Genomic DNA, 22,825 nt, shown 5'->3' on the forward strand with positions numbered 1-22,825 from the left:
GATGCCCCCCACGCCCCCCTCCCCGGCGAACACGCCGCCGACGGCGTCCCAGCCCCCACCCCGGCCCACGGCCCCGCCACGGCCCGCCTGGGACCCGCGCCAGCCCGTCGTCCGGCCCTTCCCCTGGCTGCGGCCCACCATCCGCATACGCCTCACCCTGCTCTACGGCGGGATGTTCCTGATGGCGGGCGTCCTGCTGCTCACGATCATCTACCTGCTGGCGGCGGACGCCATGCGGGAGGGCAGCTCGCTGCCGTTCGAGATCTACCGGATCGACTTCAAGACCACCAGCAACGCCTGCCCCACGCCGCCCAGCGGCACGGTGGGCAGCGACACGTTCACCGCCTGGCTCAAGTCCTGCACGGACCACCAGCGCGCCATAGCCCTCAACGGCCTGCTCCGGCGGTCCCTGCTGGCCCTGCTCGGCCTCGCCGTGATCGCCTTCGCCTTCGGCTACGCCATGGCCGGCCGCGTCCTCTCGCCGCTCGGCAAGATCACCCGCACCGCCCGCCGGGTGGCCGCCACGGATCTGACCCGGCGGATCGAGCTGGGCGGCCCGGACGACGAGCTGAAGGAGCTCTCGGACACCTTCGACGAGATGCTGGACCGGCTGGAACGGGCCTTCACCGCGCAGCAGCGCTTCGTGGCCAACGCCTCGCACGAGCTGCGCACGCCGCTGGCGATCAACCGGACGCTGCTGGAGGTCCACCTCTCCGATCCCGGGGCGTCCCCCGAGCTCCAGCAGCTGGGCAAGACGCTGCTGGCGACCAACGAACGCAGCGAACAGCTCGTGGAGGGCCTGCTGCTGCTCGCCCGCAGCGACAACGAGATCGTGGACCGCAAGCCCGTCGACCTGGCCGAGGTGGCCTCGCAGGCGCTCGACCAGGCCCGCGGGGAGGCCCAGGCCAAGGGCGTGGAACTGCGGGGCGAGCGGCCGCCCGCCGTGGTGCAGGGCAACGGCGTCCTGCTGGAGCGCGTCGCGCTGAACCTGGTGCAGAACGCCGTCCGGTACAACGTGCCGGAGGGCGGCTGGGTGGAGGTGACCACCGAGTCCCGGCCCGGCGAGGCCGTGCTGGTGGTGGAGAACACCGGGCCCGTGGTCCCCGCCTACGAGCTGGACAACATCTTCGAGCCGTTCCGCAGGCTGCGCACCGAGCGCACCGGCAGCGACAAGGGCGTGGGCCTCGGCCTGTCCATCGTGCGGTCGGTGGCCAGGGCGCACGGCGGCCGGATCACCGCGGAGCCCCGTGAGGGCGGCGGGCTCGTCATGCGGGTGGTGCTGCCGGCCTGAGCGGGGCCCGGCGGGGCCGCTTCGGGAACCTGACAGACTCCGCCGGGCGCGGAATTCTGCGACAATGGCGCGGACACGGGTTCGCTTTGGGCGGAATTTTCCTGGTCTGATGAACGCTGTCTTCGTGTGTGATCGATCACACGCAGGGACATCCGGCCATCTACTCTCCGTGATCGGATCCCCTGCGGGAACGCCTGGAAAATGGGGGTTTCCGGGGGTCTTGATCACGGGAAGTACAGGAGATGGCGCTGCCACGAGCGGCCTGCGGACCGTGTACGGTCCCGTTCGCCACCCGTTCCCATCACCTCTTCAGGTGTGCGATTGGGTGTCGATTGAGTAACAGACCTTGATGTGAGGCAAAATCTCCGCCTTGGGTCGGGCACAAGTCCGGCCTCTCGCGCGTTACGTGCGCTGGAGACACCGCAGACACCCAGAGGGGGAGAGCGACATGGCAACGGACTACGACACCCCACGCAAGACCGACGATGACGTCAACGAGGACAGCATCGAGGAACTGAAGTCCCGGCGGAACGACAAGTCGGCCTCGGCCGTCGACGTCGACGAGTTCGAGGCCGTCGAGGGCCTGGAGCTGCCGGGCGCGGACCTTTCCAACGAGGAGCTGTCCGTTCGCGTCCTGCCCCGGCAGGCCGACGAGTTCACCTGCATGAGCTGCTTCCTCGTGCACCACCGCAGCCAGCTGGCCGGTGAGAAGAACGGCCAGCCGATCTGCCGCGACTGCGAGTGAGGCAAGGGTCTGCGATGGCAGGCTCGGAACCGTTCCGTAAGCGGCTCGCACGGCGGTCCACGGCTCTTGGGCGTACGGGGGACGCCGCCGGGCCGGACCGCGCCGTGACGGGCGCGCACGAAGCGGCCGGCGCGCACGCCGAGCGGGGCCCGGGGGCCTCGCTCGCCGCCGCGGACGGCCGCGGTGGAGGACCATCCCCGGAGGCGGGTCCTTCGCAAGCCGAGGGCGGACGGTGGACCCGGGGCGTACGGACGAGCCTGAGCGGCGTCGTCGACCGGATCATCGTCAACGCCCCCCGCATCCCCGTACGCGACCTGGCGACCCTGCGCGGCCAGTTCCCGGGCCTCGGCCCGGAGGAGATCGCCGACAAGCTGGTGGCCGGCGCCGCCAACGGCACGTCCGCCGTGGGAGCCGGCATCGGGGCGGCGGCCATGCTGCCCGTTCCCCCGGCCATGCCGGCCGAGCTCGCCGCCGAGATCGTCGGCGTCGCGGCCGTGGAGTTCAAACTGATCGCCGAGCTGCACGAGGTCTACGGCCTCCGGGCACCCGGCACGCTGCGCCGGCGCACGCTCGCCTACCTCGCGGCCTGGGCCGACGAACGCGGGGTGGACGTCACCAAACCGACCAGCGTCAACGCGGCGCTCGGCGGTCAGCTCCGCCGCGAACTGCGCCAGCGGGTCCTCAAGCGCACCTTCCGCAACCTCCCCAACCTCGCGCCGTTCATGATCGGCGCGACCGTCGGGGCCGTCATGAACCGCCGGGACACCCGCAGGCTGGCCGAGAAGGTCCGCGCCGACCTGCGCCGCCGCCAGGTGCCCTGGGCCGAGCTGCCGGCGCCGGAGGGCCCCCAGGGCGCGTCCTGAGCCCGCCCGCGGACCCTTTCGGTCAGCCCTGGTCGGTCCTGGTCAGTCCTGGCCGGCCTTCGCGGCCGACTCCCGTCCCGCCGCCACCGCCGCCGCCAGCCGCTCGGGGGAGCGGGTCGACAGGTACAGGTAGGGCGTCGGGTCGGCCGGGTCCGTGACCTCGATCCGCAGGGCGGTCGGGACGTACCCGCGCAGCAGCATGAACGCCCGGCTGTCGGCCTTGTGGGTGCGCCAGGCCCGGGCCCCCTCCGCGTCCAGCGCCTCGGCGGCGCCCAGCGCGGCGCACGGGATCCGCGCGTCACCGGCCAGCAGGGTGTCGCCCACCACCCGGATCCGCACCGAGCCGTAGGCGCTCACGGCGATCGTCGCCAGCGCCCCGCCGACGACCAGTCCGCCGAGCATCGGGATGGTGCCGAGCGGCAGCGTGATCAGGGCGCAGGCCACCCCGATCAGAACGGCGATGGTCCACCAGGAGCGCGGCGCGGTCAGGCGTTCTTCGTAGTGCTGCATGAGCTCAAGCTTGGCACGGGCGGGACCGGGCACCGCTCGCGCGGGTAAGGTCAGCCCCTGTGAGTGGACGAACGACAGCGCTGACACCGCCGGCCGACGCCGGACCACCGGTGCGGCACCCCGAGGCCCCCGCGCCGGGCGAGGTCATCGGGGCGCACTACGAGAACTGCTTCGGCTGCGGCGCGGGCGTGCCGCACGGTCTGCACCTGGAGGTGCGGGCCGGTGAGGGCGTGGCCGTGACGGCCGAGTTCCGGGTCAAGGAAGCGCACCAGGGAGCCCCCGGCCTGGCGCACGGCGGCGTGCTGGCGACCGCGTTGGACGAGACCCTGGGGTCGCTGAACTGGCTGACCCGGGTCATCGCCGTCACCGGCCGGCTGGAGACGGACTTCCTGCTGCCCGTCCCCGTGGACAGCGTGCTGTACCTGGAGGCGGAGGCCGTCGCCGTCCACCACCGCAAGATCTACTGCACGGCCACCGGGCGGCTCGGCGGTCCCGAGGGACCGGTCGCGGTCCGCGCGGACGCGGTCTTCATCGAGGTCAAGGTGGAGCACTTCATCAACCACGGCCGTCCCGCCGAGATCAACGCGGCGCTCGCCGACCCCGACCAGGTCAAGGTCGTCCGAGCCTTCGAGGTGAACCCGTGAGCCGTCCGCCCGTCGACGTCCTGATCCGCCGCCTCGACCCCGAGGTGCCGGTCCCCGCCTACGGTCACCCCGGTGACGCGGGCTGCGACCTGGTGACCACGGAGGCGGCCGTGCTCGCCCCCGGGGAACGCGCCGTTCTCCCCACGGGGGTGTCGATCGCGCTGCCCGATGGGTATGCGGCCTTCGTGCATCCACGTTCGGGTCTCGCGGCCCGGTGCGGGGTCTCCATGGTGAACGCCCCGGGGACCATCGATGCCGGGTACCGTGGAGAGATCAAGGTGATTGTGGTCAATCTGGACCCGCGCGAGAGCGTGCGGTTCGAGAGGTTCGACCGCGTTGCCCAGTTGGTTGTCCAGCAGGTCGAGAAGGTCCGCTTCCACGAGGTGGCGGAGCTTCCCGGCTCGGCGCGGGGCGAAGGGGGCTTCGGGTCCACCGGGGGCCACGCCGCCGTGGGGCATGGATTCGCTTCGGTCGCCTCTGACCGGGAAGGACAGTGACGTGTTCGGTCGTCGCCGCAAGCGCAGCGAGGACGCCGTCGAGCAGTTCGACGACGTGACCTCCGAGGAGTCCGCCGAGGGTGCGGAGTCCGTACAGGACGCCGCGGCCGAGAGCCGGGTCCGGCTGGAGCCGGAACCGCGCCCGGACGGGCCGTGGGACGTCTCCGAGGTCCACGCACCCGGCGAGGGCCGGGTCGACCTGGGCGGCCTGTTCGTGCCGGGCGTCGAGGGAATGGAGCTGCGGGTCGAGGTCGCGGGGGACGCGATCGTCGCCGCGACCGTGGTGCTGCGCGACAGCGCGGTGCAGCTCCAGGCGTTCGCCGCCCCCAAGCGCGAGGGCATCTGGCACGAGGTGCGGGACGAGATCGCCGGCGGCATCACCCAGCAGGGCGGTGTCGTGGACGAGGTACAGGGCCCGCTGGGCTGGGAGCTGCGGGCGCAGGTGCCCGTCGCCCTCCCGGACGGGACGAACGGGGTGCAGCTGGTGCGCTTCGTGGGCTGTGACGGACCGCGCTGGTTCCTGCGCGGTGTGATCTCGGGCCAGGGAGCGGTGCAGCCGCAGACCGCCGGCATGCTGGAGCAGATCTTCCGGGACACCGTCGTGGTGCGCGGCGAGTCGCCGATGGCGCCCCGCGACCCGATCGTCCTGAAGCTGCCCGACGACGCCCAGATGGTCGCCGAGGGCATGCAGGACGAGCAGCAGGGCTCCCGCTTCGCCGGGGGCGTGGAGCGCCTCCAGCGCGGCCCGGAGATCTCCGAGGTCCGCTGACACCCTGATGCCAACGGCCGTCGAGGACGGCCTGATTGCGCCCTTCCGCCGGGCCGGAACCCCTTCCCAGGGGTTCCGGCCCGGCGGCGTTTCCGCAGGTCTCCGGTGCCTCCGTATGGATCTCGTCAAGGGGGCGCTAATGGCCGTAAGGGAGGCGTCAACGCGCGCGCTACTCACCGGTTGCGGAGGTTTCCTCTAGAGGTCCGTTCATATCCGAACTCTCTAGGAGCACACGATGGCCGACGTGGCCTTCGTCGCCACCGCAGTCGCGGTCTTCGCGCTGGTGGCTCTCGTCGCCAAGGGGGTGACGAAGCTGTGAGCACCGAGAACATCGTCGGCCTGGTCGTGGCCGTCGCCCTGCTGGGCTACCTGGTCCTCGCCCTCGTCTTCCCGGAGAGGTTCTGAGCACAGATATGAGCCCCGTCCTCTCCGGAGTCCTCCAGCTCACCGCGGTCGTCGCGGCGCTGGCGCTGGCCTACCGCCCGCTCGGCGACTACATGGCCGGCGTCTACAGCTCCGAGAAGCACCTGCGCCCCGAGAAGTGGATCTACCGGCTGATCGGCGCGGACCCGCGGGCGCAGATGCGCTGGCCCGCGTACCTGCGCGGCGTGCTGGCCTTCTCGCTGGCGAGCGTCCTGTTCCTCTACCTGCTCCAGCGGATCCAGGGCGTGCTGCCCGGCCGGCTGTCGCTGGGCTTCACCGCGATCTCTCCCGACCAGGCGTTCAACACCGCCGCGTCGTTCGTCGCCAACACCAACTGGCAGTCGTACAGCGGCGAGCAGGCCATGGGCCACGCCGTGCAGACGCTCGGCCTGGCGGTGCAGAACTTCGTCTCCGCCGCGGTCGGCATGGCCGTCGCCATCGCGCTGGTCCGGGGCTTCGCCCGGTCCCGTACCGGTGAACTCGGCAACTTCTGGACCGACCTGGTGCGCGGCACCGTCCGCATCCTGATCCCGATCTCGGTGATCGGCGCGCTGGTCCTGGTGGCCTGCGGCGCGATCCAGAACTTCGCCGGGATCCACGAGATCGGGCAGCTGACCGGCGGCACCCAGCAGGTCAACGGCGGAGCCGTGGCCTCGCAGGAGGTCATCAAGGAGCTGGGCACCAACGGTGGCGGTTACTTCAACGCCAACTCGGCCCACCCCTTCGAGAACCCGAACGCGTTCTCCAACCTCTTCGAGATCTTCCTGATCCTCGTCATCCCCTTCGCCCTCACCCGCACCTTCGGCAAGCTGGTCGGGAACGTCAGGCAGGGCTACGCGATCCTCGCCACCATGGGCCTGATCTGGCTCGGCTTCACGGCGCTGATGATGTGGACCGAGTACGCCCACCACGGCGCCGCGCTGCAGGCGGCCGGCGGGGCGATGGAGGGCAAGGAGCAGCGGTTCGGCGTCGGATCGTCGGCGATCTTCGCGACGACCACCACGCTCACCTCGACCGGCGCCGTGGACTCGTTCCACTCCTCGTTCACCGGGCTCGGCGGCGGGATCACGCTGCTGGGCATGATGCTCGGCGAGATCGCGCCCGGCGGCGTCGGTTCCGGTCTCTACGGCATGCTCGTGATGGCGATCATCGCGGTGTTCATCGCCGGTCTGATGGTCGGCCGGACGCCCGAGTACCTGGGGAAGAAGATCGGCACCCGCGAGATCAAGCTCGCGGCCTGCTACATCCTCGTCACCCCGACGCTGGTCCTCGGCTTCACGGCCCTGTCGATGGCGCTGTCGTCGCCGCCGGAGTCGATCCTCAACACCGCGGGCAACTCGGTGCACGGCAGCGGGGCGCACGGCTTCTCCGAGGTCCTGTACGCCTTCACCTCCGGCGCCAACAACAACGGCTCGGCGTTCGCCGGCCTCAACGCCAACACCCCCTGGTACAACACCACGATCGGCCTCGCCATGCTGCTCGGCCGCTTCCTCCCGATGGTCTTCGTCCTGGCCCTGGCCGGCTCGCTCGCCGAGCAGCAGCCCGTGCCGGAGACCGCGGGCACCCTGCGCACCGAGAAGCCGCTGTTCGCCGGGCTGCTCGTCGGCGCGATCATCGTCATCACCGGCTTGACCTACTTCCCGGCCCTGGCCCTTGGCCCGATGGCGGAGGGACTCTCATGAGCACGACCACCCCTGTCCGTACCGCCTCCGGCGACCCCGACGGCGACGAGCGGCCGCACGGCTCCGAGGAGCACGGCCGGGTCTCCGGCGGCCTCTTCGACCCCGCGCAGCTGGTGAAGTCGCTGCCGGACGCCTTCCGGAAGCTCGACCCCCGGGTGATGGTCAAGTCCCCGGTGATGTTCGTCGTCGAGGTCGGCTCGGTGGTCACCACCGCGCTGGCCCTGAAGGACCCGGGCGACTGGTTCGGCTGGACGATCACCGTCTGGCTGTGGCTGACCGTCCTCTTCGCCAACCTGGCGGAGGCCGTCGCCGAGGGCCGCGGCAAGGCGCAGGCCGACACCCTGCGCAAGGCCAAGACCGACACCGTGGCCCGCCGGCTGACCGGCGGGAGCGAGGAGTCGGTGCCGGGCACCGAACTGCGCGTGGGCGACCTGGTCGTCTGCGAGGCGGGGGACGTCATCCCGGGCGACGGCGACGTCGTCGAGGGCGTGGCCTCCGTCGACGAGTCGGCGATCACGGGCGAGTCGGCCCCGGTGATCCGGGAGTCCGGCGGCGACCGCTCGGCCGTCACCGGCGGCACCAAGGTGCTCTCCGACCGCATCGTCATCAAGATCACCACCAAGCCGGGCGAGACGTTCATCGACCGGATGATCAACCTGGTGGAGGGCGCGGCCCGGCAGAAGACGCCGAACGAGATCGCGCTCAACATCCTCCTGGCCTCGCTGACCATCGTCTTCCTGCTGGCGGTCGTCACCCTCCAGCCGTTCGCGATCTACGCGGGCGCCGAGCAGACGATGATCGTCCTGGCGGCCCTGCTGGTCTGCCTCATCCCGACCACGATCGGCGCGCTGCTGTCGGCGATCGGCATCGCCGGCATGGACCGGCTGGTGCAGCGGAACGTCCTGGCGATGTCCGGGCGCGCGGTGGAGGCCGCGGGCGACGTCTCGACGCTGCTGCTCGACAAGACCGGCACCATCACCTACGGCAACCGGCAGGCCGCCGAGTTCGTCCCGGTCAAGGGCACCATGGCGGCCGAGGTCGCGGACGCGGCGCAGCTCTCGTCGCTCGCCGACGAGACGCCGGAGGGCCGCTCGATCGTCGTCCTCGCCAAGGGGAAGTACGGGCTGCGGGAGCGGCACGAGGGCGAGCTGGTCGGCGCCGAGTGGATCCCGTTCACGGCGCAGACCCGGATGTCGGGCGTGGACGTCGAGGGCCGCAAGGTCCGCAAGGGCGCGACCGGTTCCGTCATCGCCTGGGTCGAGGAGCAGGGCGGCACCGTCGCGGAGGACGCCCGGAAGCTCACCGACGAGATCTCGCAGGCGGGCGGCACGCCGCTGCTCGTGGCCGTGGAGGATGACAAGGGGGCGCGCGTCCTCGGCGTCATCCACCTCAAGGACGTCGTCAAGGAGGGCATGCGGGAGCGGTTCGACGAACTGCGCGCCATGGGCATCAAGACCGTCATGATCACGGGTGACAACCCGCTGACGGCCAAGGCCATCGCCGAGGAGGCCGGTGTCGACGACTTCCTCGCCGAGGCCACCCCCGAGGACAAGATGGCCCTCATCAAGCGCGAGCAGGCCGGCGGCAAGCTCGTCGCGATGACCGGCGACGGGACGAACGACGCGCCCGCGCTGGCCCAGGCGGACGTCGGCGTCGCGATGAACACCGGCACCTCGGCCGCCAAGGAGGCCGGGAACATGGTGGACCTGGACTCCAACCCGACCAAGCTCATCGAGATCGTGGAGATCGGCAAGCAGTTGCTGATCACCCGGGGGGCGCTGACGACGTTCTCCATCGCCAACGACGTCGCGAAGTACTTCGCGATCATCCCGGCCATGTTCGCGGTCGCCTACCCGGGCCTCGACAAGCTCAACATCATGAGCCTGCACTCGCCCCAGACGGCGATCCTGTCGGCCGTGGTCTTCAACGCGCTGATCATCGTGGCGCTGGTCCCGCTCGCCCTCAAGGGCGTGCGCTACCGGCCGATGAGCGCGGACGCGATGCTCCGCCGCAACCTCCTGATCTACGGACTGGGCGGTCTCGTCTCCCCGTTCATCGGCATCAAAATCATCGACCTGCTCATCTCCCTCATCCCTGGCATCGGGTGACGACACCATGAACATCTCCGTACGCAGCGCCGCCCGGGTGGCGGGAGCCGGGCTCCGGGCCCTGCTCGTCCTCACCGTGGTCTGCGGCGTGATCTACCCGCTGGTCGTCACGGGCCTGGCCCAACTGGCCTTCCACGACAAGGCGAACGGCTCCGAGGTGAAGGTGGACGGCAAGTCCGTCGGCTCGGCACTGCTCGGCCAGAGCTACACGCTGGACAAGAAGGACAAGGACGGCAACCCGCTGCCCGACCCGAAGTTCTTCCAGCCGCGCCCCTCGGCGGCCGGGCCCAACGCCGAGAACACGAAGTACCACCTGCTCGTCTCGGGCGCCTCCAACCTGGCGGCCGACAGCAAGGTGCTGTTGGAGGCCGTCGAGAAGCGCCGCGCGGACGTGGCGTCCTTCAACGGGGTCTCCCCGTCGGAGGTCCCGGTGGACGCCCTCACGGCCTCGGCCTCCGGTGTGGACCCGGACATCTCCCCGGCGTACGCCCGGCTCCAGGCGGCACGCGTCGCCCGGGCCAACGGCCTCTCGGCCGGCGCCGTCGAGCGGCTGGTGAAGGACCACACGGACGGGCGGCAGCTCGGTTTCATGGGTGACGAGCACGTCAACGTCCTGAAGCTGAACGTCGCGCTGAAGGAGCTGGCCGCGTCGCGCTAGGCGGACGCCGAGGGGCCGCGCCGGATCCGCTCCGGCGCGGCCCCTCCGCGCGTCCGGTCAGCGTGTGGTGTAGCCGCCGTTGACGAAGAGCGTCTGCCCGTTGAGCCACCAGCCGTCCGTGAGCAGGAACCTCACATACGGGACGATGTCCTCGATCTTCGTCAGGTCGCCGTTCATGGCGGACGACTTGTGGTACGCGATGGAGTCGTCCGTCTCGGCCGGGTAGAAGAAGCCGGTGTCCATCGGGCCGGGGGCGATGTTGTTGACGGAGATGTTCCGGCCGAACAGCTCCTTGGACAAGGCCCGGGTGAAGTGCTCGACGGGTGCCTTGCTGCCGGCGTAGACGGAGTACAGGCCGGTGTAGGCGGCCAGCAGCGAGGTGACGATGGTGATGATCTTCCCGCCGTCCTCCACGCGCTTGGCGGCCTCGCGCATCATGAAGTACGCCGCCTTGGTGTTGACGGCGAACATCTTGTCGAACTCCTCCTCGGTGGTCTCGGTCATCGGCTTCTTGATGACCATGCCCGCGGTGTTGACCACGCAGTCGACCTTGCCGAACTCGCGTACCGCCGCGTCGAAGAGCTTCTCCACCTCGGCGACCCGGGTCAGGTCGCCCTGGTGCGTGACGGCCTCGCCGCCGGCCTTCCTGACGTCGTCGGCCGTCTGCTCGGCCTTGTCGCGCGAGGAGTCGCTGTTGTAGTGGACGACCACCTTGGCGCCGTCGGGGGCGATCTCGCGCGCGAGCAGGCCGCCGAGGTTGCGGGAGGCGCCGCCGATCACGACGACCTTGTCCCGGAGTGTGCGATCGGGTCGAGCGGGCATGTGACCCTCCTCGTCGTGGGCAGGGTGGGGATCGCTGTGGGCGATACCTTCACGTTATTCCGGAACGTCCTGACCTGCCTGTCGGTGCCTCCGTGCCTCGCTCTCGGGGCCCCGCAGGCGTCAGAGCTGCGTCAATACCCGGCATACGCTCCCCGTGCGCCCGATATGTCCGGACCGCCCGCCGTAAGCTTCCCCTGCGCGCCGGTGCGGCATCCAGGACGGAGAACCGGCCCGGTCCCCGGCGCGATCCGTGAAAGACAATGGGGCCATGGGACGCGGCAATCTCCGGATCTACCTCGGTGCGGCACCGGGCGTCGGCAAGACCTACGCCATGCTCTCCGAGGCCCACCGACGGGTCGAGCGCGGCACCGACGTGGTCGTCGGGTTCGTGGAGCACCACGGCCGCCCGCGCACCGAGGTCATGCTGCACGGCCTGGAAGAGGTGCCCCGGCGCGAGATCGCCTACCGGGACGCCGTCTTCACCGAGATGGACGTGGACGCCGTCCTGGCGCGCCGCCCCGCCGTCGCCCTCGTCGACGAGCTGGCCCACACCAACGTCCCCGGCTCGCGCAACACCAAGCGCTGGCAGGACGTCGAGGAGCTGCTCCAGGCCGGGATCGACGTCGTCTCGACCCTCAACATCCAGCACCTGGAGTCGCTGGGCGACGTCGTCGAGTCGATAACCGGCGTGCGCCAGCAGGAGACCGTCCCCGACGAGGTCGTCCGCCGGGCCGGCCAGATCGAGCTGGTCGACATGTCGCCGCAGGCGCTGCGCCGGCGGATGGCGCACGGCAACATCTACAAGCCCGACAAGGTCGACGCGGCGCTCTCCAACTACTTCCGCCCCGGCAACCTCACCGCCCTGCGCGAGCTGGCCCTGCTGTGGACCGCCGACCGGGTCGACGAGTACCTGCGGCAGTACCGCTCGGACCACGACGTCTCGACGATATGGCAGGCCCGCGAGCGGATCGTCGTGGGCCTCACCGGCGGCCCCGAGGGCCGCACCCTCATCCGGCGGGCCGCCCGGATGGCGGCCAAGGGCTCCGGCAGCGAGATCCTCGCCGTCTACATCGCCCGCAGCGACGGGCTGACCGCCGCCTCGCCGAAGGAGCTGGCGGTCCAGCGCACCCTCGTGGAGGACCTGGGCGGCACCTTCCACCACGTCATAGGCGACGACGTGCCCGCCTCCCTGCTGGAGTTCGCGCGCGGCGTCAACGCCACCCAGATCGTCCTCGGCTCCAGCCGCCGCAAGAACTGGCAGTACATCTTCGGCCCCGGCGTCGGCCAGACCGTCGCCCGGGACTCGGGCCCCGACCTCGACGTCCACATCGTCACCCACGAGGAGGTCGCCAAGGGCCGGGGACTGCCCGTCGCCCGCGGCGCCCGGCTCGGCAAGGGCCGCATCGCGGCCGGCTGGCTCTTCGGCCTCGTCGGGCCCGTCCTGCTCACCCTGCTGCTCACCCACGTCCTCCCGGACCTGGGCCTGGCCAACGACATGCTGCTGTTCCTGTGCATGACGGTGGCCGCGGCGCTGCTGGGCGGACTGCTGCCGGCGCTGGCCTCGGCGGCCTTCGGCTCGCTCCTGCTGAACTGGTTCTTCACCAAGCCCCTCCACGAGCTGACGATCACCGACCCCAAGAACATCGTCGCCATGGCGATCTTCATCTTCGTCGCCGTGTCCGTCGCCTCCGTCGTCGACCTCGCCGCCCGCCGGACCCACCAGGCGGCCCGGCTGCGGGCCGAGTCGGAAATACTCTCCTTCCTGGCCGGCAGCGTGCTGCGCGGCGACAACAGCCTGGAGGCGCTGCTGGAGCGGCTGCGCGAGACCTTCTCCATGGACTCCGTCGCCCTCCTGGAGCGCGCCAGCGACGTCGATCCCTGGACGTGCGCCGCGAGCGTCGTCGGCAACTCCGGCAAGCCGCTGCTGCGCCCCGAGGACGGCGACGTGGACATGCCCGTCGGCGACACCATGGCGCTGGTCCTGGCCGGCCGTGTGCTGCCCGCCGAGGACCGCCGGGTGCTGGCCGCCTTCGCCGCCCAGGCCGCCCTCGTCCTGGACCGCCAGCGGCTGGTCGGCGAGGCCGAGCGGGCCCGCAGGCTGGACGAGGGCAACCGGATCCGCACCGCCCTGCTAGCCGCCGTCAGCCACGACCTGCGCACCCCGCTGGCCGCCATCAAGGCCGCCGTCACCTCGCTGCGCTCCGACGACGTCGCCTGGTCCGATGAGGACGAGGCCGAGCTGCTGGCCGGCATCGAGGACGGCGCCGACCGCCTCGACCACCTCGTCGGCAACCTCCTCGACATGTCCCGCCTCCAGACCGGCACCGTCACCCCGCTCATCCGCGAGATCGACCTCGACGAGGTGGTCCCGATGGCCCTCGGCGGCGTTCCGGAGGGCAGCGTCACGCTCGACATCCCCGAGACGCTGCCGATGGTCGCCGTCGACCCGGGCCTGCTGGAGCGCAGCGTCGCCAACATCGTCGAGAACGCCGTCAAGTACAGCCCGCCCGGCACGCCCGTCCACGTGGCCGCCAGCGCCCTCGGCGACCGCGTCGAGGTACGGGTGGCCGACCGCGGCCCCGGCGTCCCCGACAGCGCCAAGGACCGCATCTTCGAGCCCTTCCAGCGCTACGGCGACGCCCCGCGCGGCGCCGGCGTCGGACTGGGCCTCGCGGTGGCCCGCGGCTTCGCCGAGGCCATGGGCGGCACGCTCGCGGCCGAGGACACCCCCGGCGGCGGCATGACGATGGTGCTCACGCTGCGGATGGCGGCGGGACGCCCGCCGGTGCGCGCCGACCTTCCCGCGCAGGCCACGACGTGAGCCGGCCGGCCGTTTCCCTTCGATTTCCCGGGCCCCGGAGCGGGGCCCGCTCGAACAGCAGAGGTGGTTCCGCATGAACCGGGTGCTCGTGGTGGATGACGAGCCGCAGATCGTCCGCGCTCTTGTGATCAACCTCAAGGCCCGCAAGTACGAGGTCGACGCGGCCCCCGACGGCGCCACCGCCCTCCAGCTCGCCGCCGCCCGCCACCCCGACGTCGTCATCCTCGACCTGGGCCTGCCCGACATGGACGGCGTCGAGGTGATCAAGGGGCTGCGCGGCTGGACCCGGGTGCCGATCCTGGTGCTCTCGGCCCGCCAGACCTCCGACGAGAAGGTCGAGGCCCTGGACGCGGGCGCCGACGACTACGTCACCAAGCCGTTCGGCATGGACGAGCTGCTGGCCCGGCTGCGCGCGGCCGTCCGCCGCGCCGAGCCCAACGGGGCCGCGGCGGCGGGCGACGACGCGATCGTCGAGACCGGCGCGTTCACGGTCGACCTGGCCGCGAAGAAGGTCAACCGCGGCGGCCGGGACGTCCGGCTCACGCCGACGGAGTGGCACCTGCTGGAGGTGCTGGTCCGCAACACGGGCCGGCTCGTCAGCCAGAAGCAGCTGCTCCAGGAGGTGTGGGGGCCGTCGTACGGGACGGAGACGAACTACCTGCGGGTGTACATGGCGCAGCTGCGGCGCAAGCTGGAGCAGGATCCGTCGCATCCGAAGCACTTCATCACGGAGCCGGGGATGGGGTACCGGTTCGAGCTGTGACGGGGCGGGGGCGCCGGGGCGGCCGGGGGGCCGGGGGTTGCCCCCGGGGGGTGCGGCATCACGGAGCCGGGGATGGGGTACCGGTTCGAGCTGTGACGGGGCGGGGGCGCCGGGGCGGCCGGGGGGGCCGGGGGTTGCCCCCGGGGGGTGCGGCATCACGCAGCCGGGGATGGGGTACCGGTTCGAGCTGTGAGGCGGCGGGGGCCGGGGCCCGTGAGTCCTTCGGGAAAGCCGTGACCGGAGACTGCAAGGCCCCTCCCCGGCCCCGGTACGCTGGTTTCATGAGTGCCGTATCCCGTTCCGACAAGCCGACCGGCCGCTTCCGCCGGATGCTCGACCGGCTTTCCACCTCCCAGGAGGAGCTGCACGACGCGGAGCTGCAGCAGGACGCGGAAGCGGTGGGCTGCACCAAGATCGGCGACTGTGGTGACCGGCAGATCGTCAAGGTCACCGGAACGCTGCGGACCGTCACCCTGCGGCCCCGGGCCGGGGTCCCCGCCCTGGAGGCCGAGCTGTTCGACGGCTCGGCCGCACTGGACGTCGTCTGGCTGGGGCGCCGTTCCATCGCCGGGATCGAGCCGGGCCGTAAGCTGATCGCCTCCGGCCGGATCTCCATGAGCCGCGGCCGGAGAGTGCTGTTCAACCCCCGATACGAACTCCGACCGCTCGGACAGGAGTAGCCCTTGTCGTCTCTCGACGAACCGATGGACCGGCCGACCGGAAAGCACCGGGACGACGGTTCCCGCTCGGCCACCGAAGCCGCCCTGTTCGAGGCGTTCGGCGGGGTGCGGGGCATGGTGGAGACCACCGTGCCCGGCCTGGTGTTCGTCGCGGTCTTCACCGTCAAGCGGGACATCCACACCGCGGCCATCGCCGCCCTGGCGCTGTCCCTGGTGCTCGGTGTCGCCCGGCTGGTCCGCAAGGACACCCTCAAGCACGCCTTCGGCGGCGTCTTCGGGGTGGCCTTCGGCGCGGTGTTCGCGATGATGTCCGGCGACGCCAAGAACTTCTACCTGCCGGGCATGCTCTACACCCTCGGCCTGGCGGTCGCCTACATCGTCACGGCCGTGCTCGGCTGTCCGCTGCTCGGACTGATCCTGGGCCCGGTGTTCAAGGAGAACCTCTCCTGGCGCACCCGCAACCCCGGCCGCAAGAAGGCGTACACCAAGGCCAGTTGGGCCTGGGGGCTGATCCTGCTCGCCAAGTCCGCGATCCTCTTCCCGCTGTACTGGTGGGGCGACGCCACCCAGCTCGGCTGGGTCAAGGTGGCGCTCGGCATCCCGCCGATGCTGCTCTCCGTCTATCTGACCTGGATCTTCCTGGCCAAGGCGCCGCCACCGATCGACGTGTTCGCGGAGATGGAGGCGGCGGAGGCCGCCGAGCGCGAGGCGAAGGCCGCCGGGAGCACGGACAAGGTGACCTCGTAACGTCCGCGGCGCCCGCTGCCCGTACCACCGCGAGCGCATGTGCGAGAGCCCCCCGGGACGACGTGTCCCGGGGGGCTCTCGCGTCTCACGCTCAGTCCGTGGGTTCCTCGCGCCGGACGGACAGCAGGTCCTCCAGCTGCTCCTCCCGCGCGGGCGCCGCGACGAACAGCAGCTCGTCGCCGGCCTCCAGGGCGTCCTCCTTGTTGGGGGTGAGGACGCGGTTGCCGCGGATGATGGTGACCAGCGAGGTGTCCTCGGGCCAGTCCACGTCGCCGACGCGCGTCCCGGCCAGCGCCGCCTCCGGGGGCAGCGTCAGCTCGACCAGGTTGGCGTCGCCCTGGCTGAAGCGCAGCAGCCGGACCAGGTCGCCGACGCTCACCGCCTCCTCGACCAGGGCCGACATCAGGCGCGGCGTCGAGACGGCGACGTCCACGCCCCAGGACTCGTTGAACAGCCACTCGTTCTTGGGGTTGTTCACCCGCGCCACGACGCGCGGGACCCCGTACTCCGTCTTGGCCAGCAGCGAGACGACCAGGTTGACCTTGTCGTCACCGGTGGCGGCGATCACCACGTTGCAGCGCTGGAGCGCCGCCTCGTCGAGCGAGGTGATCTCGCAGGCGTCGGCCAGCAGCCACTCGGCCAGCGGTACCCGCTCCACCGAGATGGCGGACGGCGCCTTGTCGATCAGCAGGACCTCGTGCCCGTTCTCCAGCAGCTCGCCGGCGATCGAACGGCCGACGGCACCCGCTCCCGCGATTGCGACGCGCATCAGTGGCCACCTTCCTCGGGGCCCTGCGCGAACGCGGCCTCCACCGTCTCGACCTCGTCGGTGCGCATCATCACATGCACCAGGTCACCCTCCTGCAGCACCGTCGAGGACGACGGGAGGACCGCCTCGCCCAGCCGGGTGAGGAAGGCCACCCGGACCCCGGTCTCCTCCTGGAGCTTGCTGATCCGGTGCCCTATCCACGCCTCGGCGACGGGGATCTCGGCGAGCTGGACGCCCCCGGTGGGGTCGCGCCACAGCGGCTCCGCGCCGGACGGCAGCAGGCGCCGCAGCATCTGGTCGGCGGTCCAGCGGACCGTGGCCACCGTGGGGATGCCCAGCCGCTGGTAGACCTCGGCGCGGCGCGGGTCGTAGATGCGGGCCGCGACGTTCTCGACGCCGAACATCTCGCGCGCCACCCGGGCCGCGATGATGTTCGAGTTGTCGCCGCTGCTGACCGCGGCGAAGGCGCCGGCCTCCTCGATGCCCGCCTCGCGCAGGGTGTCCTGGTCGAATCCGACCCCGGTCACCCGCCGCCCGCCGAAGCCGGAGCCGAGGCGCCGGAAGGCGGTCGGGTCCTGGTCGACGACCGCGACCGTGTGGCCTTGCTGCTCCAGGGTCTGCGCCAGGGCCGAGCCGACCCGCCCACAACCCATGATCACAATGTGCACGACGCCTGCCCCGTACTCCGGAATTCCGCGTTGACCTGCACCAACACCCTGCTCACTTCTTCCTGCTCATCCGAGCCCCTACGGCGTCCCCCGGTCCGCCGCTCCCCGTGCGGGCGGCCGGCGGTACCGGTTCGACCACGCCCACGGGTGTCTCGTACCCGTCGGCGCACGGCACCACCGTAGCCGCAACGCCCGGGCGCCCGGTCCCCCGGACCCGCCGACCGGGCGCACGGCCGTCCGCCGGGGCGCGGAGCCGGAGCCGCCGACGGGGGCGCGGTGGCCCGGGCACACCTCCGCGGGCCATGCCGCGCGCCCCCGTTCGTCCCGTCCGCGCCGCCCTGGTGGCCGGACCACCGTCCGGCGGTCCCACCGGGTGCCCGGCACACCTGTGCCCGGTGGGGGCGCCGGGGCGAGGGTGGTGACCGGCCGGCCGATCCATGAGGACGGCGGCACGACGACGGAGTGGGGGACAGGATGAGCGGGACGGCTACGGACCTTACGGCCGCGCACCCGGCGACGGCCGCGCACCTGACGGCGGCCGTGCACCCGGCGACGGTCGGACGGCGGGCGCCGGCGCCCGGAGCGGACGCGCGCGAGCCGGTCTTCGCCGACCTCAGCGCGTCCCTCTTCGCCTCGCTGCCCCGCGCCGACCAGCGCCGCCGCGGCGAGGCGTACCTGCGCGGGCTGCTGGGCGCGCGGGGCCGCAAGTCCATCCGCAACATCGCGGCGCAGACCGGCGGCCCGGCCGCCGAGCAGAGCCTCCACCATTTCGTCGCCGCCTCCCCCTGGGACTGGGGGCCCGTGCGCCGGGAGCTGGCGCACTACGTGGCGCGGGCCGCGCCCCCGCAGGCGTGGGTGGTGCGGCCGATGACGATTCCCAAGGTCGGCGACAACTCCGTCGGCGTGGAGCGCCGCTTCTGCCCGGACGCCCGCCAGGTGCTCAACTCCCAGCAGGCGGTGGGCGTCTGGGCGGCCGCGCCGGACCTCGCCGTGCCGGTCGGCTGGCGGCTGCACCTCTCCGGCGCCTGGCTGGACGACCCGGCGCGCCGGCGCCAGGCCGGCATCCCGGACTCGGTGACCGAGGAGAGCTGGGGGGAGTGCGCGGTCGAGGCGTTCACCGGGATGACGCGGGGGTGGGGCCTGCCCGCGCGACCGGTGGTGCTGGACGCCCGGGAGGCGGACACCCTGGCGGCGCTCCCGAGGCTGCGGGCCGTCGGGGTGCCGGTGCTCGCCCGGGTCGGCGGCTCGCTGCGGCTGACGCTGTCCGAGCCGACGCTGCCGGGGCGCGGCGGCACGTTCACCGCCCAGCACGTCATGGCCGCCGCCCGGGACCTGCGGCGCCCGGTGCTCTGGCGTGACGGCGCCCCCGGGGCGCCCCGGGCCGCGCGGACCGCCCTGACCGCCGCCGTGCGGGTCGGGCTGCCGGTGGCGCGGGCGGTGCCCGGCGCGCCCGTCCGGCGCCGGGAGATGCTGCTGCTGGGCATCGGGGACGGGTCCGACCGGGCCGGCCGGTGGCCCGCCGAGCTGTGGCTCACGGACCTGCTCAACGTGCCGCCGGCCGCGCTGGTGCGGCTGACCCGGCTGCCGGCGCGGGTGGACCGGGACTTCCACGAGATCGGGGACCGGGTGGGTCTCCGGGACTTCGCCGGGCGCTCCTTCGGCGGCTGGCACCGGCACACCACGCTCGCCTCCGCCGCGCACGCGGTCGTCGCGCTGGCGCGGCGGCCGGAGGCGGGGGAGATGGGAGACGCGCGTCTGGAGCGGGTCTCCTGAGGCCGGCTCTGAGAGCGGCCGTGCGAGGTCAGTTCCCCTGGGGTCCGTCCTCCGGGGAGCGGTCCGGCCCGGACAGGGTGTTCCGGACGCGGAAGACGCGCAGGGCCAGCCGCACCTCCAGGGCCCGTTCCGGCTCCTGCCACCCCGGCCCCAGCAGCTCCCCGATGCGTTCGAGCCGTCGGGCGACGGTGTTGGGGTGGACGTGGAGCCGCTTGGCCGCGTTGGTCGGGCTGCCGCCCGCCTCGAAGTACGTCTCCAGGGTGCGGGTCAGATCGGTGAACCGCCGCGCGTCGTAGTCGATCACCGGGCCGACGGTCGCGTGGACGAAGCCCTCGACGTCGTGGTGGTCCGACAGCAGCACCCCCAGGAAGCCCAGGTCGGCCAGGGAACCGGCGCGTCCGGTGGCGCCGAGCGCGGTCATCGCCTCCAGGCAGCGCAGCGCCTCCTGGAAGGCGTGCCGGACCGACGCCGGGTCGGCCACCGGCCCCGCCGCCCCCACCGTCACCGGGTCCTCCAGCAGCGGCGACAGCTCCGCCGCGACCGCGCGGGCCGCCGCTCCCGGATCCGAACCCGGCAGCAGCAGCACCGCGCAGCCGTGGTGCATGGCCTTCAGCCCCTTCTTCCGGGAGGCGTACGACGAGGCCCAGACGGCGGGCCGGCCGCGCGCCTCGCCCTCGGGGCGGGCGACCACGACGACGTGGTCCGCGCGGAGGTCGATCCCCAACCGCCTCGCGTTCTGCTCCAGGTGCCTGGGCGGTCGCCCCGGGGCGAGCAGCAGTTGCCCGAGGAAGTCCTCGCGGGCCTGCCCCTCGGTGATCGCGGCCCGGCTGCTCTCCACCAGCAGCTGGACCGACACGACCTGGGCGACCAGCCGGACCAGCCGTTCCTCGGCCGGCGTCCACGGCCGCCGGGGCCGCCGCGGGCGCAGCATCAGGGTGCCCAGGTGGCCGGTGCCCGCGGCGATCGGCACGGCCCAGAATCCCGGGGCGACCTCGACCGGTTCGCGGGCCGCGTGCGCCCCCAGGCCGGAGAGCAGCACGTCGCCGGCCCCGCACGCGGGCGGGTCGCCGGCGGTGGTGAGCGGTGTGCCGTCGGCGCCGAAGATCCGTACGTCGGCGTCGAGTTCGCGGCGCACCTCCTCGGCGAGGGCCGTCAGGTCGCCGTCGTCCAGGATGAGTTCGATCAGCCGGTGGTGTGTCTCGCTGAGCCCCCGGGCGCCGCGCAGCCCGGCCTCCACGCTGCTGGTACGGCGTTCGAGCTCTGCGATGAGCGACGCGTTCCGCTCGGCCAGCCGGGCCTGTTCGACGGCGGCCGCGGCGAGGTTGGCGAGCGCGCCGGCCAGGGTCACCTCGGCCGGCGTGTAGTGCCGTACGTTGCGTTCCCCGATGTAGAGGGCGCCCACCGGGCGGGTGCCGTGCACCATCGGCACGGCCAGGACGGCGCGCAGCCGCTCGGCCCGTACGACGTCGTCGACGTCCCGGCTGTGCTCGATGCGCTCGTCCGGGAGGTAGTCGGGGGTCCAGAAGGGGGAGGGGTTGTCGCGACGGGTGGTGGCGGAGCCCAGCCCGGCGCCCCGGGCGATCCGCAGGCCCATGTTGCGGTCGGTGATGTGTCCTTCGGAGGCGCGGACGACGTGGCAGTCCAGCTCGTCGTCGTCCAGGCCGATCCAGGCCATGTCCGCGCAGAGCAGCAGGCGCGCCCGCCGGACGACGACCTTCATCAGGGCGCCGAGGTCCTGGTGGGCCGTCAGGTCGGAGGCGGTGTCGAGGAGGGCGGACAGGTCGTTGGCCCGCTGCTGCTCGGCCTCGATCCGGGAGCGGACCGCGAGGCCGAGGCGTACGGCCCGCTCCAGGGCGGCCGGCCGGGCGTCCGCCAGCAGCGCTTCGTACCGGTCCGGCGGCGCGCCGCCGTCCAGCAGCTCCAGGACCGCCAGGGCGGCGAGCGCCCCGTCGTCCGCCGCGTCCGGCCGCTCCGCCGTTGCCGGTGTCCCCGATGTGTCCGACGACACGTGCCCCTCCCTGATACCGACCCCGCCCCGACGGACGGGTCGCGCGTCGGCGGCGCGGCATGGCGCGGGCCGCGCGGTGCGGGGTGCGCCGGGGGCGTCCGTAATCCCCGGACCCCGGTTGCGGCACCTACGCGGCCAAGGCGCCAAGGTATGCGGAGGCATACAAGTGACGCAAGGGTCAAGGGCGTCGGGTGAGCTGTGGGTGGTGACGGGCCGAGCATCCGCCGACGGCGTGCGCTCGGTGGCGGCGGCCTGACGTCAAGGGTGTCCGTCGTGTCTCCGCCGCGCGGATTCCGGGGCGTCGGTCGTCCCATGCCGCGCGGATCCCGGGGCGGCGGTCGCCTGGAGCTGTTCGGTGACGGACGTCCGCAGTGCCGTCCACTCGGCCGTCAGCCGTTCCAGGCGGTGGGCCGTCAGCGTCGCGGCCGTCGCCTCGACGGAGACGCCCAGCCGTTCCAGGCGGGTCAGCGCGGCGTGGGCGGGGCCGTGCCGGTCGCTGAGGGTGTCGCCGCGCAGCCGGCCCGCGCGCGCGACCGCGTCCAGGACGGTGGCGGGGAGGGCGACGCCGGTGCCCCAGGCGACCAGCGACTCCACGCGGCGGAGCACCCGGGCGGTGCCGTCCGCGTCCGCCCGGTGCCCGCCGCCGACGTGCCACAGCAGCCGCGGCGGGCGGGCCCCGGCGCGGGCCAGCGCCCGCCAGCGGTCGCCGGCCAGCCGTTCTTCGTACGCCCGGTACGCCAGCCGGGCCGCGGCCTGCGCCGCCGTGCCCCGCAGGGCGTCCGCCTCCGCCGTGCCGAGGGCGGCGAGGCGCGCGTCGACCGCGTCCTCCAGCGGGCCGACGGCGAGTGAGACGCACACCGGGACGTGCGTGAGGTCGCGGCCCGCCGCGCGGGCCCGCTCCAGGCCGTCGAGGCAGGCGTCGAGGGCGTCGCCGTGCCGCCGCACGGAGAAGACCTCCGTGACGTGCGTGCCCATGCCGCGTTCCAGGCAGGCGCGGGCGGCCGTCAGGCCCGCCGCCGTCGCGGGGACCTTCACCAGCGCGTTGTCCCGCAGCGCGGCGCGGTGCAGCTCCGCCGCCGCGGCGGCCGTCGCGCCGGAGTCGTGGAGGAGGCGGGCGTCGAGATCCATGGAGGCGTACCCGTCGAGACCGTGCGACGCGTCGAAGACCGGGCGCAGGGCGTCGCACGCGGACCGCAGGTCGTACGCGCACAGGGCCAGGACGGCGGTGTCCGGCGCGGCGGCGCGCTGCGCGAGGTGGCGGAGCTGCTCCCGGCACCCGTCGTGCCCGGCGGCGTCGGCGGCGAGGGCGCCGGGGTCGGAGACCGCGCCGCGGACCCCCTCGGCCGCCCGGGCGGGGCGGTCGCGGGACGGCCCGTCGAGCCAGGGGGAGACGCCTTCGGCGGCCAGGGCGTGCAACGGGCTCCCGGCCGTGCCGATCACGTGCTCCGCCATGGACGCGGCCTCCTCCTGGGTTCCCGATCGGGTGCTCCCGGCGGGGGTCGGGGCCCGTTCCCGGCCCCGCCCAACGCCCGTCACCCGCAGGCACCTTAGGGAGGGCGGACGGCCGACGTCGAACGGTCCGGC

21 protein-coding genes are annotated in these 22,825 nt (G+C 72.8%); 15 read left to right on the forward strand and 6 right to left on the reverse strand.

The window, feature by feature from the left end; all coding sequences use genetic code 11:
- Position 1: 1 nt before the first annotated feature.
- From J7W19_RS24535 to J7W19_RS24545, 3 genes are all read left to right on the forward strand, one after another.
- On the forward strand, positions 2–1,291 hold the full coding sequence (locus tag J7W19_RS24535) for a sensor histidine kinase (RefSeq protein WP_004949314.1): 1,290 nt from the start codon (positions 2–4) through the stop codon (positions 1,289–1,291).
- A 448-nt stretch (positions 1,292–1,739) separates the two neighbouring features.
- Positions 1,740–2,036, forward strand: coding sequence for a DUF4193 domain-containing protein (locus J7W19_RS24540; RefSeq protein WP_004949312.1), 297 nt, complete (start codon positions 1,740–1,742; stop codon positions 2,034–2,036).
- Between the two features lie 14 nt (positions 2,037–2,050).
- The gene (locus J7W19_RS24545) at positions 2,051–2,899 is read left to right on the forward strand and encodes a hypothetical protein (protein WP_078588138.1); all 849 of its coding nucleotides are present in this window, start codon (positions 2,051–2,053) and stop codon (positions 2,897–2,899) included.
- A gap of 42 nt (positions 2,900–2,941) precedes the next feature.
- Here the strand turns inward: J7W19_RS24545 and J7W19_RS24550 are convergent, their stop codons facing one another.
- Positions 2,942–3,409 (reverse strand): DUF3093 domain-containing protein, encoded by a 468-nt coding sequence (locus tag J7W19_RS24550; RefSeq protein ID WP_004949309.1) that lies wholly within the window; start codon positions 3,407–3,409, stop codon positions 2,942–2,944.
- 59 nt (positions 3,410–3,468) lie between these two features.
- On the opposite strand from J7W19_RS24550, the gene J7W19_RS24555 reads away from it, so the two are divergent.
- From J7W19_RS24555 to kdpC, 7 genes are all read left to right on the forward strand, one after another.
- Positions 3,469–4,053, forward strand: coding sequence for a PaaI family thioesterase (locus J7W19_RS24555; protein ID WP_004949307.1), 585 nt, complete (start codon positions 3,469–3,471; stop codon positions 4,051–4,053).
- The gene (dut, locus tag J7W19_RS24560) at positions 4,050–4,550 is read left to right on the forward strand and encodes a dUTP diphosphatase (protein ID WP_004949305.1); all 501 of its coding nucleotides are present in this window, start codon (positions 4,050–4,052) and stop codon (positions 4,548–4,550) included. The genes J7W19_RS24555 and dut overlap by 4 nt, the downstream gene beginning before the upstream one ends.
- Before the next feature lies 1 nt (position 4,551).
- Positions 4,552–5,319, forward strand: a complete 768-nt coding sequence (locus J7W19_RS24565; RefSeq protein ID WP_004949304.1) for a DUF3710 domain-containing protein — start codon at positions 4,552–4,554, stop codon at positions 5,317–5,319.
- Positions 5,320–5,634: 315 nt separating this feature from the next.
- Positions 5,635–5,724, forward strand: a complete 90-nt coding sequence (kdpF, locus tag J7W19_RS24570; protein WP_040891158.1) for a K(+)-transporting ATPase subunit F — start codon at positions 5,635–5,637, stop codon at positions 5,722–5,724.
- Positions 5,725–5,732: 8 nt separating this feature from the next.
- Positions 5,733–7,424 carry a potassium-transporting ATPase subunit KdpA gene (gene kdpA, locus J7W19_RS24575; protein WP_004949302.1) on the forward strand — a complete coding sequence of 564 codons (1,692 nt, stop codon included), beginning with the start codon at positions 5,733–5,735 and terminating at the stop codon, positions 7,422–7,424.
- A complete protein-coding gene (kdpB, locus tag J7W19_RS24580) occupies positions 7,421–9,532 on the forward strand; it encodes a potassium-transporting ATPase subunit KdpB (RefSeq protein ID WP_004949300.1) in 2,112 nt (703 codons plus the stop codon). The genes kdpA and kdpB overlap by 4 nt, the downstream gene beginning before the upstream one ends.
- A 7-nt stretch (positions 9,533–9,539) precedes the next feature.
- Positions 9,540–10,190, forward strand: a complete 651-nt coding sequence (kdpC, locus tag J7W19_RS24585; protein WP_004949298.1) for a potassium-transporting ATPase subunit KdpC — start codon at positions 9,540–9,542, stop codon at positions 10,188–10,190.
- 57 nt (positions 10,191–10,247) lie between these two features.
- On the opposite strand, the gene J7W19_RS24590 is transcribed toward kdpC, so the two are convergent.
- Positions 10,248–11,012, reverse strand: coding sequence for an SDR family oxidoreductase (locus tag J7W19_RS24590; RefSeq protein WP_004949297.1), 765 nt, complete (start codon positions 11,010–11,012; stop codon positions 10,248–10,250).
- 268 nt (positions 11,013–11,280) lie between these two features.
- Between J7W19_RS24590 and J7W19_RS24595 the strand changes: the two genes are divergently transcribed.
- The 4 genes from J7W19_RS24595 (at position 11,281) to J7W19_RS24610 (ending at position 16,023) form a co-directional block, all read left to right on the forward strand.
- Positions 11,281–13,833, forward strand: a complete 2,553-nt coding sequence (locus J7W19_RS24595) for a sensor histidine kinase (RefSeq protein WP_004949295.1) — start codon at positions 11,281–11,283, stop codon at positions 13,831–13,833.
- A gap of 73 nt (positions 13,834–13,906) precedes the next feature.
- Positions 13,907–14,596 (forward strand): response regulator, encoded by a 690-nt coding sequence (locus J7W19_RS24600; RefSeq protein ID WP_004949293.1) that lies wholly within the window; start codon positions 13,907–13,909, stop codon positions 14,594–14,596.
- A gap of 281 nt (positions 14,597–14,877) precedes the next feature.
- On the forward strand, positions 14,878–15,276 hold the full coding sequence (locus tag J7W19_RS24605; protein ID WP_004949291.1) for an OB-fold nucleic acid binding domain-containing protein: 399 nt from the start codon (positions 14,878–14,880) through the stop codon (positions 15,274–15,276).
- Between the two features lie 3 nt (positions 15,277–15,279).
- A complete protein-coding gene (locus J7W19_RS24610; protein ID WP_063825811.1) occupies positions 15,280–16,023 on the forward strand; it encodes a DUF3159 domain-containing protein in 744 nt (247 codons plus the stop codon).
- Positions 16,024–16,114: 91 nt separating this feature from the next.
- Here J7W19_RS24610 and J7W19_RS24615 read toward each other — a convergent pair whose 3' ends face one another.
- Both J7W19_RS24615 and J7W19_RS24620 read right to left on the reverse strand, forming a co-directional pair.
- A complete protein-coding gene (locus J7W19_RS24615) occupies positions 16,115–16,792 on the reverse strand; it encodes a potassium channel family protein (RefSeq protein WP_004949287.1) in 678 nt (225 codons plus the stop codon).
- A complete protein-coding gene (locus J7W19_RS24620) occupies positions 16,792–17,460 on the reverse strand; it encodes a potassium channel family protein (RefSeq protein WP_152263938.1) in 669 nt (222 codons plus the stop codon). The genes J7W19_RS24615 and J7W19_RS24620 overlap by 1 nt, the downstream gene beginning before the upstream one ends.
- A gap of 474 nt (positions 17,461–17,934) precedes the next feature.
- Between J7W19_RS24620 and J7W19_RS24625 the strand changes: the two genes are divergently transcribed.
- A complete protein-coding gene (locus J7W19_RS24625; RefSeq protein ID WP_004948185.1) occupies positions 17,935–19,233 on the forward strand; it encodes an IS701 family transposase in 1,299 nt (432 codons plus the stop codon).
- A gap of 28 nt (positions 19,234–19,261) precedes the next feature.
- Here the strand turns inward: J7W19_RS24625 and J7W19_RS24630 are convergent, their stop codons facing one another.
- Both J7W19_RS24630 and J7W19_RS24635 read right to left on the reverse strand, forming a co-directional pair.
- The gene (locus tag J7W19_RS24630; RefSeq protein WP_004948182.1) at positions 19,262–21,241 is read right to left on the reverse strand and encodes a helix-turn-helix domain-containing protein; all 1,980 of its coding nucleotides are present in this window, start codon (positions 21,239–21,241) and stop codon (positions 19,262–19,264) included.
- Positions 21,242–21,499: 258 nt separating this feature from the next.
- A complete protein-coding gene (locus J7W19_RS24635) occupies positions 21,500–22,693 on the reverse strand; it encodes a transaldolase family protein (protein WP_004948180.1) in 1,194 nt (397 codons plus the stop codon).
- Positions 22,694–22,825 lie beyond the last annotated feature (132 nt).

The organism is Streptomyces mobaraensis NBRC 13819 = DSM 40847 (assembly GCF_017916255.1).
Classification (GTDB): Bacteria; Actinomycetota; Actinomycetes; order Streptomycetales; family Streptomycetaceae; genus Streptomyces; species Streptomyces mobaraensis.

What these genes read in the sequence shown, in the direction of transcription:
- J7W19_RS24535 (WP_004949314.1), top strand. Translation starts at nt 2, where the DNA reads ATGCCCCCCACGCCCCCCTCCCCGGCGAACACGCCGCCGACGGCGTCC.
- J7W19_RS24540 (WP_004949312.1), top strand. Translation starts at nt 1,740, where the DNA reads ATGGCAACGGACTACGACACCCCACGCAAGACCGACGATGACGTCAAC.
- J7W19_RS24545 (WP_078588138.1), top strand. Translation starts at nt 2,051, where the DNA reads ATGGCAGGCTCGGAACCGTTCCGTAAGCGGCTCGCACGGCGGTCCACG.
- J7W19_RS24550 (WP_004949309.1), bottom strand. Translation starts at nt 3,409, where the DNA reads ATGCAGCACTACGAAGAACGCCTGACCGCGCCGCGCTCCTGGTGGACC.
- kdpA (WP_004949302.1), top strand. Translation starts at nt 5,733, where the DNA reads ATGAGCCCCGTCCTCTCCGGAGTCCTCCAGCTCACCGCGGTCGTCGCG.
- kdpB (WP_004949300.1), top strand. Translation starts at nt 7,421, where the DNA reads ATGAGCACGACCACCCCTGTCCGTACCGCCTCCGGCGACCCCGACGGC.
- kdpC (WP_004949298.1), top strand. Translation starts at nt 9,540, where the DNA reads ATGAACATCTCCGTACGCAGCGCCGCCCGGGTGGCGGGAGCCGGGCTC.
- J7W19_RS24590 (WP_004949297.1), bottom strand. Translation starts at nt 11,012, where the DNA reads ATGCCCGCTCGACCCGATCGCACACTCCGGGACAAGGTCGTCGTGATC.
- J7W19_RS24595 (WP_004949295.1), top strand. Translation starts at nt 11,281, where the DNA reads ATGGGACGCGGCAATCTCCGGATCTACCTCGGTGCGGCACCGGGCGTC.
- J7W19_RS24600 (WP_004949293.1), top strand. Translation starts at nt 13,907, where the DNA reads ATGAACCGGGTGCTCGTGGTGGATGACGAGCCGCAGATCGTCCGCGCT.
- J7W19_RS24605 (WP_004949291.1), top strand. Translation starts at nt 14,878, where the DNA reads ATGAGTGCCGTATCCCGTTCCGACAAGCCGACCGGCCGCTTCCGCCGG.
- J7W19_RS24615 (WP_004949287.1), bottom strand. Translation starts at nt 16,792, where the DNA reads ATGCGCGTCGCAATCGCGGGAGCGGGTGCCGTCGGCCGTTCGATCGCC.
- J7W19_RS24625 (WP_004948185.1), top strand. Translation starts at nt 17,935, where the DNA reads ATGAGCGGGACGGCTACGGACCTTACGGCCGCGCACCCGGCGACGGCC.
- J7W19_RS24635 (WP_004948180.1), bottom strand. Translation starts at nt 22,693, where the DNA reads ATGGCGGAGCACGTGATCGGCACGGCCGGGAGCCCGTTGCACGCCCTG.